Raw genomic sequence first — 14366 nt, 5'->3', positions numbered from 1 at the left:
ACGTCGACGTGTTTAGCGAGACCTCGGGGCGCGCCACGAATGAGCGCGAGGGAGCGGACGGCCGCGAGCGGCGGCAACTGCCGCTGACCGCCGCGCAGCTGGGCATTTGGCATGCGCAGCAGCTCGCCCCGCTCAGCACCGCCTACCAGGGCGGGGAGTACCTGGAGGTCGCGGGCCCGGTGGACGCCGCGCGGCTGGAGGCAGCGGTCCGGCGGACGCTGGAGGAGGCCGAGACGCTGCGGGTGCGGGTGGTGGACGGACCCGACGGGCCCCGGCAGGTCATCACGCCCCTGGGCGACTGGACGTTGCCGGTGGTGGATCTGCGCGACGAGCCCGATCCGCGGGCGGTGGCCGAGCGGGCGATGTGGGAGCGGCTGCGCACCCCGCTCGACCTCGGCGGGGAACCGCTCTTCGGATGTGTGCTGTTCGCCGTCGCGCCGGACCGTTTCTTCTGGTTCCACCACTACCACCATCTGGTGGGCGACGGGTTCACGGTGGCCGCGGTGGCCCGTCGGGTCGCGGAGCTGTACACCGTGGCGGGCACCGAGGGGGTGGCCGCGGGCACGCCGTTCCCGCCGCTGGCGGGGCTGGTCGAGGCGGACGCCGCATACCGTGCCTCGGAGCAGTTCGGGGCCGACCGTGCGTTCTGGGCGCGGGAGCTCGCGGACGCACCGGCACCGGCGTCGCTCAGTGCCAGGCCGCCCGCGCCGCCGCGGGAGAAGGTGCGGCGCGGGATGAGCTTGGAAGCGTCCCAGCTGGAGCGGCTGCGGGACGTGGCGCGTGAGGCCGCGCTGCCCTGGCCGATCGCGGTGCTCACAGCGGTCGCCGTCTATGTGCAGCGGATGTCCGGGGCCGGCGAGGTCACCCTCGGCGTGCCGGTCGCGTCCCGGATCGGCCACGCGCCGCAGCGGACTCCGGGCATGATGTCCAACCTGCTGCCGCTACGGCTCGGTCTGGGTCCGGGCCTGACCGTCGGCGAGGCGCTGCGCCAGGTGTCCCGGCGGCTGCGCGCGGTCCTGCGGCACCAGCGGTACCGCTACGAGGATCTGCGCCGCGAGCACGGCGGCCCTGACGCCCTCACGCCCCTGTTCGGCCCGCAGGTCAACATCATGTCCTTCGCCGCCGAACTGACATTCGACGGCGCCCCGGTCACCGTTCACAATCTGTCCATCGGGCCCACCGACGACTTCTCGGTCGTCGTCTCCGTCCACCCCGGCGGCACCGCGCTGAGGATCGAGCTGGACGGCAACGCCGACCGCTATGACGAGGCCGATGTCGCCGCGCACCAGCAGCGGCTGGGGCACCTTCTGGAGCGGCTGGCCCGGGCCGATGTGGACACTCCGCTGGGCCTGCTGGACATCACCACGCCCGCCGAGCGCACCCGTGCCCTTCCGGCGGCCGCGCCCCTCCCCCCTGCGGCCTCGCCCGAGGCGCGGGCCACGCTGCCCGGCCTGTTCGCGCACCAGGCCCGGCGTACGCCCTACGCCGCCGCGCTGACCTACGGCGACACCACGCTCACCTACGGCGAACTGAACGCCCGGGCCAATCGGCTGGCGCACCGTCTGATCGGGCACGGTGCGGGCCCGGAGCAGCTGGTGGCCATCGCGCTGCCGCGCTCGATCGACCACATCGTCGCGATCCTGGCCGTGTTGAAGGCGGGCGCGGCGTATGTGCCGCTGGATCCCGCGGCCCCGGCCGAGCGGCTGGCCCTCATCCTCGGCGACGCCCGCCCCGCGCTGCTGGTGACCGCCGCCGAGGTGGACGCCGTGGTCGGCGCGCACACCGGGGACGCGGTGCCGCGGCTGGTCGTCGACGCGCCCCAGGTCCGTAACGCCATGGCCCAGGAGCCCGCGACCGACCCGGTCGTGGCCGCGCTGCGGCCGGACTGCCCGGCATATGTCATCTACACCTCGGGCTCGACCGGGCGGCCCAAGGGCGTCGTGGTCACCCATCACAACGTCACCCGGCTGTTCGCCGCGGCCGCCGAGCACTTCGCGTTCGGCCCACGGGACGTGTGGACCATGTTCCACTCGCTCGCCTTCGACTTCTCCGTGTGGGAGGTGTGGGGTCCGCTGCTGCACGGCGGGCGGCTGGTGGTCGTCCCGTTCGACGTCTCCCGCTCCCCCGAGGACTTCCTGGACCTGCTGGCCGAGCAGGAGGTCACGGTCCTGAACCAGACTCCGTCGGCCTTCTACCCGCTCATCCAGGCCGACCGGGAGCGGCCCGGGCGCCACTTGGCCCTGCGCCACGTGGTGTTCGGCGGCGAAGCGCTCGACCTGGGGCGGCTCGAGGGCTGGTACGACCACCGCGCCGAGGACACGCCGGTGCTGTCCAACATGTACGGCATCACCGAGACCACGGTCCATGTCACCCACCTCGGGCTCGACCGCGCCACGGCGGCCCGCGCGACCGGCAGCCTCATCGGCGGCCCGCTCGGCGACCTTCGGGTGCTCGTGCTCGACCAGGCGCTGCAGCCCGTGCCCGAGGGCGCGGTGGGCGAGATGTATGTGACCGGTCCCGGCCTCGCCCGCGGCTATCTGGGCCGCCACGGGATGACGGCGAGCCGCTTCGTGGCCGCGCCCTTCGGCCGCCCGGGCGAGCGGATGTACCGCACCGGCGACCTCGCACGGCGGCGCGCGGACGGTTCGCTCGCGTACCTGGGCCGGGCCGACGACCAGGTCCAGATCCGCGGGTTCCGCGTCGAACCCGGCGAGGTCGCCGCCGTACTCGCGGATCTGCCGGATGTCGCGCAGGCCGCCGTGGTGCCCCGGACGGACCGGCCCGGGCAGACCACGCTGGTGGCCTATGTGGTGCCCGCCTCCGGTGCGCGGCCGGAGGTGTCGGCGTTGCGCGCGGGGGCCATGGCGGCGCTGCCGGACTACATGGTCCCCGGCGCGTTCGTGACCTTGCCGGCGCTTCCGCTGACCGTCAACGGCAAGGTCGACCGCGCCGCGCTGCCCGCGCCCGACCCGGGTGCCGAGGTGTCGGGGCGGCAGCCGCGCACCGAAGAGGAGACGGTGCTCTGCGACATCGTCGCCGAGCTGCTGCATCTGGAGCGGGTCGGCATCGACGACGACTTCTTCACCCTGGGCGGCGACAGCATCGTCTCGATCCAGCTGGTCGGCGCGGCTCGCCGCGCGGGGCTGCGGTTCACCACGCGTGAGGTGTTCCGGTGCCGCACGGTCGAGGCGCTGGCCGCGGTGGCCGAACGCGGCGCGGCCCAGGGCGGTGACGGCGACGACGGCACCGGGGAGCTGCCCGCGACCCCGGTGATCCGCTGGCTCCAGGAGCGGGGCGGCGCCATCGACCGCTACCACCAGGTGATGACGTTCACCACCCCGCCCGGCGCGCGCCACGAGGAGCTGACCGCGGCCCTGCAGGCGCTCCTCGACGGCCATGACGCGCTGCGCGCCCGGCTGCTGGACGACGGCGACGGCCCGTGGCGGCTGGCCGTCGCCCCACCCGGCGCCGTACGGGCCGCCGACCGCCTGCGGCGGGTGCCGCTCGCCGACGCCGATGCCGATGCCGACGCACCGGCCGAGGCGACCGCGCAGGCGGTGCGCGCCGCGGTGGACCGGCTGGCCCCGCGCGCCGGAACGATGCTGCAGGCGGTGTGGTGCGACGCGGGGGGCGACCGGCCCGGGCGGATGGTGCTGGCCGTCCACCACCTGGTGATCGACGGAGTCTCCTGGCGCGTCCTGCTGCCCGATCTGGCCGCCGCCTTCACCGCGGTCCGCGAGGGCCGCGACCCGCGGCCCGCACCCGTGGGCACCTCGCTGCGCCGCTTCGCCGGACTGCTGGCCGAGCAGGCGGCGACCGGCGCCCGGGACGGCGAGGCCGTGTACTGGCGGGCGGTGCTGACCGCCGCCGAGGAGCCGACTCTGGGGGCCCGGCCGCTGGACCCGGCGGCCGATGTGGCCGGGGCGCGGCGGCAGATGACGGTCACGCTGCCCACCGCTCTGGCCGAGTCCGTGCTGACCACGGTCCCGGCCGCGTTCCATACCGGGGCGCGTGAGGTGCTGCTGGCCGGGTTCGCCGCCGCAGTCGCCGACTGGCGTCGGGAGCACGGCGGGGCGGCGCCGGAGGTGCTGCTGGACCTGGAGGGCCACGGCCGCGACGCGCTCGCCGACGGGGCCGACCCGACCCGCACGGTGGGCTGGCTGACGGCCCTCTTCCCGGTCCGCCTCGGCCTGGGCGCCCTGGACTTCGCTGAGCTCGCCGCGGGTGGCCCGGCCGCCGGCCGGGCACTGCGGGAGGTCAAGGAGCGGCTGCGGGAGGTCCCGGACGGCGGCGTCGGCTACGGCGTACTGCGCTATCTGGCCCCGTCGGGCACCCTGCCGGACGACGGGGCCCGCCCGCAGATCCTCTTCAACTACCTGGGCCGGTTCGGTGCGGCCGACCCCGGGCGGCCCTGGACGCCGCTGCCCGGCCTGGAGGGGTTCGGCGGGGGCGACGACCCGGCGATGCCGGTCTCGCATGCCCTGCAGGTCGACGTGGTGGCCCAGGACGGGGCCGGCGGGCCCGCGCTCACCGCGGTGCTGTCCTGGCCCGACGGCGTCCTGGACGAGGTGGCGCTGGAGGCGCTCGCCCAGAGGTGGCGCCGGGCACTGGACGGCCTGGCCGCCCATGCCGCCCGCCCCGGCAACGGCGGCCTCGTACCCGCCGACGTCCCCCTGGCCGGGCTGACGCAGGACCAGCTGGACACGCTCGCGGCCGAGTCGGGTCCGCTCGCCGACGTGCTGCCGCTCGCCCCGCTCCAGCGGGGCCTGCTGTTCCACGCCGCCTACGACACCGAGCAGCCCGACGCGTACACCGTCCAGTTCCGCTTCACGCTCGAGGGCACGGTCGACCCGGAGCGGCTGCGGCGGGCGGTGGAGGCCACGCTGCGCCGCCACCCCCAGCTGCGCGCGGGCTTCTGGGACGACGGGTCCGGAGTGCCGGTGCAGTTCGTGCCCCGGGCGTTCACGGTGCCCTGGCACCGGATCGACCTGCGCCATCTGGACGAGCGGGCGCGGGCGGCGGAGCTGGAGCGGGTGTCGGTCGAGCAGCCGCGGTTCGCCCCGGACCGGCCGCCGCTGTTCCAGTTCCTGCTGGCGCGCGCCGGCGAGGACCGGCACATCCTGGTCTTCCGCCATCACCACCTGCTGCTGGACGGCTGGTCGGTGCCGCTGCTGCTGCGCGACATCCTCTCCGCGTACGCCGCGGAAGGGGCGGACTCCGGCTCGGCCACGCCCTGGGCCGTGCCCTCCCACCGGTATCTCGACTGGCTGCGCGGCCAGGACCGGGGGGCGGCCGAGGCGGCCTGGCGGGCGGCGCTGGCGGACCTGCCGGGGCCGACGAGGCTCGCCCCGGCGAACGCCCCGCCCGCCGGCGGAGCCGTCGAGGAGCTGGCCGTGGACCTCGGCGCACCGCTCACCGCTGCCCTGGAGGCTGCGGGCCGCCGCCACGGCATCACCCTGGGCACCGTGGTGCAGGGTGCGTGGACGATCGTCCTGGGCGCCCTGACCGGGTCGCGGGACGTGGTCTTCGGCGGCACCGTCGCCGGGCGGCCCGCGGAGGTCGACGGCGTCGAGTTGATGGTGGGCCTGTTCATCAACACCCTCCCGGTGCGGGCGAGGTTCCGCCCGGACGAGCCCGTACGCGCCCTGCTGGAGCGGCTGCAGCAGGAGCAGGCGGAGCTGACCGCCCATCACCATCTGCCGCTGGCACAGGTCCAGCGTCTGGGCGGGGTGGGCGAGCTGTTCGACACCCTGCTGGTGATCGAGAACTATCCGTTCCCGCCCGAATCGCTGCGGACGGCCGACGGCGCCTGGCACGTGGCGGGCATCGACGGCAGCGACGACACCCACTACCCACTGAGCATCGCGGTGATGACGGGCGACGCGCTGCGGCTGCGCCTGGGCCACCGCACCGATGTGTTCACCGCCGAGCAGGTGCGGACCGTCGCGTCCTGCCTGCACCACGTCCTGGCACGCCTCGCCGACGACCTGGAGCAGCCGGTGGGCCGGGTGCGGCTGCTGGACCCCGCCGCGCAGCGCACCGTCCTCGGCTGGGGCCGGGGCGCGGCCGCCTCGGCCGCGGCCGGCACCGTCGGCCGGCTGCTGGAGGATGCCGCCGCCCGCACCCCGGACCGCACGGCGCTGGTCGGCGCGGGCGGCACGCTGACCTACGCCCAGCTCGACGAGCGGGCCAACCGGCTCGCCCGGCTCCTGGCCGCCCGGGGCGCCGGGCCCGAGCACACGGTCGGGCTGCTGCTGCCCCGCGGCGTGGACGCGATCGTCGCCATGTTCGCGGTGCTCAAGGCGGGCGCCGCGTACGTCCCCATCGACCCCGGGCTTCCGCCCGAGCGCATCCGCTTCGTGATCGAGGACACCGCCCCGGCCGCGGTCGTGACCGCGACCGGACCGGCCCCGGCCCTCACCGGCGTGCCCCTGGTCGTCCTCGACGACCCGCGGACCGCGGCCGAACTGGCCGCGCTGCCCGGGCGGGCCCTGGCCGACGAGGAGCGCGGCGGCCCGGTGCGGCCGGAGAACCTGGCCTACCTCATCCACACCTCCGGCTCCACCGGTGTGCCCAAGGGCGTGGGGGTCGAACACCGCAACCTGGTCAGCCTGTTCGCCGCCCACCGGCGCGACCTGGTCGAGCCCGCGGTGGCGGCCGCGGGGGGACGCCGCTTCCGGGCCGCGATGACCGCGTCGCTGTCGTTCGACACCTCCTTCGACGGGGTGCTGTGGATGCTCGCGGGCCATGAACTGCACGTGGTGGACGACGACACGCGCCGCGATCCACGGGCCCTGGTGGCGTACGTCGCCGAGCACCGCGTCGACTTCCTCGACATCACCCCCTCCTACGCCGCGCGGCTGCTGGACGCGGGCCTGCTGGAGGCCGACGCGGCGCCCGCGGTGCTGATGCTCGGCGGCGAGGCGCTCGGTCCGGACCTGTGGGGCCGGCTGCGCGCGGCGGCCCCGGCGACCGCCGCGCACAATTTCTACGGTCCCACCGAGTTCACGATCGACGCCCTGTCGGCTCCGCTGGCGGCCGCGGAACACCCCGTGGTCGGACGGCCGCTGCGCGGTGCACAGGCGTACGTCCTCGACGACGCGCTGCGGCCGGTGCCCCCGGGCGCCCCCGGGGAGCTGTATCTTTCCGGGCCGCAGCTGGCGCGCGGCTATGCCGGGCGGCCGGCGCTCACGGCGGACCGGTTCGTCGCCGACCCGTTCGCCCCGGGCGGCCGGATGTACCGGACCGGCGATGTGGTGCGCTGGTCGGCCGAGAGGCAGATCGAGTTCCTCGGCCGCGCGGACGAGCAGGTCAAGGTCCGCGGGCACCGCATCGAGCTCGGCGAGATCGAGGCGGCGCTCACCGGTCACCCCTCGGTGGCCCGGGCCGCCGTGGTGGCCCGTAGCGACACGCCGGGCGTGACCCGGCTGGTGGCGTACGCCGTCGCCGCCGCGGGCCCCTGCGACCCGGCGGAGCTGCGCGAGTATCTCGCCCGGACACTGCCGGAGTACATGGTCCCGGCCGCGGTGGTACCGATGGCCGAGCTGCCACTGACGGCGAACGGCAAACTGGACACCGGCGCCCTGCCGGCGCCCGACTTCGCCGCCGCGGCCTCCTCGCGGCCCGCGGCCACCCCGGCCGAGCACACGCTGTGCGCACTGTTCGCCGAGGTGCTGGGGTTGCCCGCGGTCGGTGCCGATGACGACTTCTTCGCCCTCGGCGGCGACAGCATCATCTCCATCCAGCTGGTCAGCCGGGCCCGCCGGGCCGGGCTGGGCTTGAGCCCGCGCGATGTCTTCACCCGCCGCACCGTGGCGGCCCTCGCGGCCGCGGCCACACCGGTGACCGCGGACGAGACGGCCGACACCCCTGGCCCGTCGGCCTCGGGTGAGCTGCCGCTCACCCCGATCGTCGCGGCGCAGCGCGAACTCGGCGGCCCCATCGACGGCTTCCACCAGGCGTTCGTGGTGACGGTGCCCGCGGGCTCCACCGCAGAGGCGCTCACCGAGGTCCTGCAGGCTCTCGTGGACCACCATGACGCGCTGCGGCTGCGGCTGGACACCGGGGACGGCGACTGGCGGCTGACCGTACGCGAACCCGGCCGGGTGTCCGCCGCTCCGCTGCTGACCGCGGTCGAGGTCACGGTGGCCGGAGCGGACGGGGGCGCCGACCCGTACGAGGATGCCTTCGCCGGCGCGCTGCGCACGGAGCTGCCGCAGGCGCGGGCCCGGCTGGACCCGGCGGCGGGCACCGTCCTGGACGCCGTGTGGTTCGACGCCGGCCTTGAGCGTGCCGGGCGGCTGCTGCTGAGCGTGCACCACCTGGCCGTCGACGGGGTGTCCTGGCGGATCCTGCTGGAGGATCTGGCCCTGTCCTGGCAGGCGCGGGCCGCCGGCCGACGGGCCCAGCTGCCGCCGGCCACCACCTCGCTGCGGACCTGGGCCACCGGCCTGGCCGCGCTGGCGCACACCCCGGAGGTGGAGCGGGAGCTGGAGGTGTGGACGGGGCTGCTGCGCACCCCGGACCTGCCGGTGGCCGACCGTCCTCTGGACCCGGCCCGGGACGTGGCCGCCACGGCCCGCACCCTGACCGTGACCGTGTCCGCCGCGCACACCGCGCCGCTGCTCACCACGCTGCCCACCGCCTTCGCCACCGGGGTGAACGAGGTGCTGCTGGCCGGGTTCGCGGTCGCCGTCGCCGACTGGCGGCGACGGCGGGGCCAGCACCCGGACGGTCCGCTGGTGGACGTGGAGAGCCACGGCCGGCACGACCTGCTGGAGGGCGCCGATCTGTCCCGTACGGTCGGCTGGTTCACCGAGCAGCACCCGGTGCGGCTCGACCCCGGCCCGCTGGACTGGGCGGACGCCACGGCCGGCGGCCCCTCCCTCGGCCAGGCGGTCAAGCGGATCAAGGAGCAGATCCGGGCCGTCCCCGGCGACGGCGCCGGGTACGGCCTGCTGCGGTACCTCAATTCGCGCACCGCCGCGACGCTGGCCGAACTGCCGCGCGCCGGGTGGGGGTTCAACTATCTGGGCCGGTTCACCGCCGGGCGGACGGACGAGGACTGGGCGCCGATCGGCCCGGCCGGGCCGCTCGGCGGTGCCGACCCGCAGATGCCGCTGGAGCACGCCCTCGACCTCACCCTGGTCACCCAGGACCAGCCGGAGGGCCCCACGCTGGTGGCCACCTGGACGTGGGCGGGCGAGCTGCTGTCCGAAGCGGACGTGCGGGAGCTGTCGCAGGCCTGGCTGCGGTCGGTGGAAGCGCTCGCCGCCTACGCCGCCCGGCCCGGCGCGGGCGGCCGCACCCCGTCCGATTTCCCGCTGGTGTCACTGTCCCTGCACGAGGTGGAGCGGCTGGAGGCCGCCAGGCCCACGCTGGTGGACGTGGTGCCGCTCGCCCCGCTGCAGCAGGGCCTGATGTTCCAGAGTCAGCTGAGCGAGGGCCAGGTCGACCTGTACACCTCGCTGCTCACCCTGGAGGTGCGCGGCCCGCTGGACACGGCGCGGCTGCGCGCCGCGTGGGACGAGCTGATCCGCCGCCATCCGCTGCTGCGCACCGAGTTCCGGCAGGACGGGCTGCGGGAGACCGTCGGCGTGGTCGTGGACGCGGTCGAGCTGCCCTGGACGGAGGTGGATCTGTCCGGCTGCGCGCCGACCGAACGCGAGAGCCGGCTGGCGGGGCTGGTGGAGCGGGAGCGCGGCCACCGATTCGACCTGGGCAACGCACCACTGCTGCGCTTCACGGTCGTCACGCTGGGCCCCGACCGCCGCGCGCTGCTGTTCACCAACCATCACATGCTGGTGGACGGCTGGTCGATGCCGATGCTGTTCGCCGAGCTGTTCGCGCTGTACGGCGGTGACGGCGCCGTACGGCCGCCGTTCGCCTACCGGGACTATCTGGCCTGGCTGGGCCGGCAGGACCGGGCGGCAGCCGAGCGCGCCTGGAGCGAGGAACTGGCCGGTCTGGGGGACGCCACGGTGCTGGCGCCCGGGGAGCGCTCCGGCGCGGTCGTGGTCCCGGAGCGGCTCACCGCCGAGCTGCCCGAGGAGACGACGGCCGCGCTGACGGCCACCGCCCGCACGTTCGGCCTGACCCTGAACACGGTGGTGCAGTCGGCGCTCGCCGTGCTGATCGCACGGGCCACCGGGCAGAGCGACGTGGTGTTCGGCACCACCGTCTCCGGCCGTCCGGCGCAGTTGCCCGGTGTGGAGGACATGCTGGGCATGTTCATCAACACCATTCCGGTGCGGGCGGCGGTGCGCCCCGAGCAGACCCTGGTGGAGACGGCCAAGCTGCTCCAGGAGCGGCAGGTGCGGTTGCTGGACCACCATCACCTGGGGCTGGCCGACATCCAGCGGGCCGCGGGGCGGCGCGAGTTGTTCGACACCGTCATCTCGTTCCAGAACTTCCCGCTGCAGCAGGCGCTGCCCGACCTCGGCGCGACCGGTCTCGAGGTGACGTCCGCGGTGAGCACCGACGCCAGCCACTACCCGTTCGTCTTCCACGCCTTCCCCGGGGAGCGGCTGGAGCTGCGCATCACCTATCAGCCCGATGTGCTGGATGCGGCGGGGGCCCGGGCCATGCTGGACCGGCTGGCCCGGGCGGTGTCCGCGTTCGCCACCCGGCCCGAGGCCCGGGTGGGACGGCTGGACCTGCTCGCCGACGGCGAGCGCCAGGCGCTGCTCTCGGTCGGCAACGGCCCGGACGAGCCGGTGGCGGACGGCCATCTGGCCGCGCTGTTCGAGCGGGTGGCCGCCCGCGCGCCCCAGGCGTGCGCGGTCCGCTGGGAGGGCCAGGAGCTGAGCTATGACGAGCTGAACCGGCACGCCAACCGGCTCGCCCGGCGCCTGGTGGCGATGGGCGCCGGGCCCGAGCGGTTCGTGGCGGTGGCCCTGCCCCGGTCCGTCGCCTGGATCACCGCGGTGCTGGCGGTGGCGAAGGCCGGGGCCGCGTACCTGCCGGTCGACACCGACTACCCGCATGAGCGCATCGCCTTCATGCTGGACGACGCGCGTCCGGCCCTCGTCATCACCGCCGACACCGTCCAGGACCCGCTGCCGCCCGCCGATGTGCTGCCGCGGCTGTGCCTGGACGACCCGGCGGTCGCGGACGCGCTCGCCGCGGCCTCCGACACCGACCTCGGCGACGCCGACCGGGCCGGCGCCCTGGCCACCGCCAACGCCGCCTACATGATCTACACCTCGGGCTCCACCGGTCGCCCCAAGGGCGTCGTCGTCACCCACACCGCGCTGGCCGCACTCGCCGATCTGCACACCCGCCGGCTCGGCGCGGGCCCCGGCAGCCGGGTGCTGCAGTTCGCCTCGCCGAGCTTCGACGCCTCCGTGTGGGAGGTGTGCATGGCGCTGCTGACGGGCGCCACCCTGGTGCTCGCCCCCAAGCACCGACTGCTGCCGGGGCCCGCGCTCCTCGAACTGATCGCCGAGCACCGGGTCACCCACGCCACCATCCCGCCGACCCCGCTCGGGGCGGTGGGCGAGGAGGATCTGCCCAGCCTGACCGCCCTGGTGGTGGCGGGCGAGGCCACCGGCGCCGATCTCGTCGCCCGCTGGGCCCCCGGCCGCACCATGATCAACGCGTACGGGCCCACCGAGACCACGGTCTGCGCGACCGTCAGCGGCCCGCTGACCGGCGGCCGCCCCTCCATCGGCCGCCCCATCCCGCACGCCCGGGTGCGGGTCCTGGACAGCACGCTGGCCCCAGCCCCGGCCGGTGTCACCGGCGAGCTGTACATCGCGGGCCTGCCGCTGGCCCGCGGCTACTGGGGCCGTCCGGACCTGACCGCCGACCGGTTCGTCGCCGACCCCTTCGGTCCGCCCGGAGCCCGCATGTACCGCACCGGCGACCTGGTGCGCCGGCTCCCCGACGGGGAACTGGACTTCCTCGGCCGGGCCGACCACCAGGTGAAGCTGCGCGGCTTCCGGATCGAACCGGCCGAGATCGAGGCCGTCCTGTCCGGAGCGCCGGGCGTGGCCGAGGCGGTCGTGACGGTACGGGAGGACCAGCCGGGCGAACCGCGCCTGGTCGCCTATCTGCTGGCCGAAGACGGCCCCGGCCCCGACGTGGACGTGGTCGCCGCCACCGCCGCCGCGGCGCTTCCGGACCACATGGTGCCGCGGGTGTTCGTGCCGATGTCCGAGTGGCCGCGGACGCCCAACGACAAGCTGGACCGAGCCGCACTCCCCGCGCCGCAGGCGCCGGTCGCGGCCGGCCGGCCCGCGCGCACCGTGCTGGAGCAGGTGCTGAGCACTCTGTTCGCCGAGGTGCTCACGCTGCCCGCGATCGGCGTGGACGACGACTTCTTCCAGCTCGGCGGGCACTCCCTGCTCGCCAGCCGGCTGGCCGGCCGCATCCGTTCCACGCTCGGGGCCGAGGTGCCGGTGCGGACGCTGTTCGAGAACCCGACGGTCGGCGGGGTCGCGGCCTGGTTCGGCCGGGAGACGGCGGCGCTGCGGCCCGCGCTGCGCCGGATGTCCCATCCGGACCGGCTGCCGCTGTCCCACGCCCAGCGGCGGCTGTGGTTCATCGACCGGTACGAGGGCGCCAGCGCCACGTACAACATGCCGATCGCGATGCGGCTCCACGGTCCGCTGGACGCCGGCGCGCTGCGCGCGGCGGTGGCCGATGTCATGGCCCGTCACGAGGCGCTGCGCACGGTCTTCCCCGACGAGGCCGGCGTCCCCTGGCAGTGCGTCCTGGACCCCGGGGGACTGCGGATCGACCTGCCGGTGACCACGGTGGCCGCCGACGGGGTCGCAGAGGCGCTGACCGAGGCGGCCCGCCGCCCCTTCGATCTGGCGGTGGACCCGCCGCTGCGCGTGGAGCTGCTGCGGCTGGACGAGCGGACGCATGTGCTGCTGGTGGTGGTGCACCACATCGCCGGTGACGGCTGGTCGATGGACCCACTGTGCCGGGACATCAGCACCGCCTACGCGGCGCGACTGCACGGCCAGGCCCCGGACTGGGAGCCGCTTCCGGTCCAGTACGGCGACTACACCCTGTGGCAGAGCGAGCTGCTGGACGAGGAGGCCGGGCCGGACAGCCCGTTCGCCCGACAACTGCGTTTCTGGACCGAGACCCTGGAGGGCGCGGCCGAGCAGCTGGCCCTGCCCACCGACCGCCCGCGTCCGGCCGTGCCCAGCTACCGCGGCGACGATGTGGTCTTCCAGGTGGACGCCGAGACGCACACCGGGCTCACCGAGCTCGCCCGCCGGTGCGGGGTGACGGTGTTCATGGTGCTCCAGGCCGGGCTCGCGACCCTGCTGACCCGGCTCGGGGCGGGACCGGACATCCCACTGGGCAGCCCCATCGCGGGCCGCACCGACGAGGCCGTACAGGACCTGGTCGGGTTCTTCGTCAACACCCTGGTGCTGCGCACCGACACCTCGGGCAACCCCGGCTTCCGGGAGCTGCTGGACCGGGTGCGCGGGACCGACCTGGCCGCCTACGCGCACCAGGACATGCCGTTCGAGCGGCTGGTGGACGCCCTCAAGCCCGAGCGCGATCCCTCCCGCAACCCGTTGTTCCAGGTCGCCTTCGGGCTGCAGAACGACGCCACACCCGTGGTGGACCTGCCCGAGGTGCGGGGCGAGGAGGAGTTCGTGGGCATGAAGGTCGCCCGCTTCGACCTCATGTTCGGCTTCACGGAGACGCATGACGCCGACGGTCTGCCCGCCGGCATGAACGGGTCCGTGGAGTACGCCACCGACCTGTTCGACGCGGAGACGGTCGAAGGCTTCGTCCGTCGGCTCATCCGGCTGCTGCGCAGTGCGATCCAGGACCCGGACCGCGGCTTGGACGCGCTCGCGATCATGGACGAGGACGAGCGTCGCCGCATACTGGTCGACTGGAACGACACCGCGCGCCCCGCCCCCACCGGCACCCTGGTCAGCCGCTTCGAGGAGCAGGTGGCCCGCACCCCGGCGGCCCCCGCGCTGCTCGGCGGCGACCGTACGCTGGCCTATGCCACGCTCGACCAGGAGGCCAACCGGCTCGCCCGGCTGCTGGTGGAGCGGGGCGTCGGCCCCGAGGCGCTGGTGGCGGTCGCGCTCCCGGCGTCGGTCGAGCAACTCGTCGCGGTGTTCGCGGTACTCAAGGCGGGCGCGGGCTATCTGCCGCTCGATCCGCGCCACCCCGTCGAGCGCGTCCGGTTCATGCTCGACGACGCCCGGCCCACGCTGCTGCTGTGCACCGCGCAGGGCGCCTCCCAACTGCCCGCGGACGATACCCGGCCCCGGCTGTACCTCGACGCCCCGGATACCCGGGCGGAGCTCGCGGCGCGTCCCGGCCATGCCCTCGACGACGCGGAGCGGCGCCGTCCGCTGCATCGGAGCAATGTCGCGTAC

1 protein-coding gene (only partly in view) is annotated in these 14366 nt (G+C 75.3%); it reads left to right on the top strand.

The annotated features are described in order from the left end of the window. The first annotated feature begins 8 nt into the window (after positions 1–8). Positions 9–14366: the 5' portion of a non-ribosomal peptide synthetase gene (locus STRVI_RS46305; RefSeq protein ID WP_014056324.1), read on the top strand. Its footprint extends 2640 nt past the window's final position; 14358 of the gene's 16998 nt are visible here — the first part of the coding sequence; it begins with the start codon at positions 9–11; its stop codon lies off the right edge, out of view.

This window comes from Streptomyces violaceusniger Tu 4113 (assembly GCF_000147815.2).
In the GTDB taxonomy this organism is placed as follows: domain Bacteria; phylum Actinomycetota; class Actinomycetes; order Streptomycetales; family Streptomycetaceae; genus Streptomyces; species Streptomyces violaceusniger_A.
The sequence above is the reverse complement of the archived record's forward strand: the minus strand, read 5'-3'. Positions and strand labels throughout refer to the sequence as shown.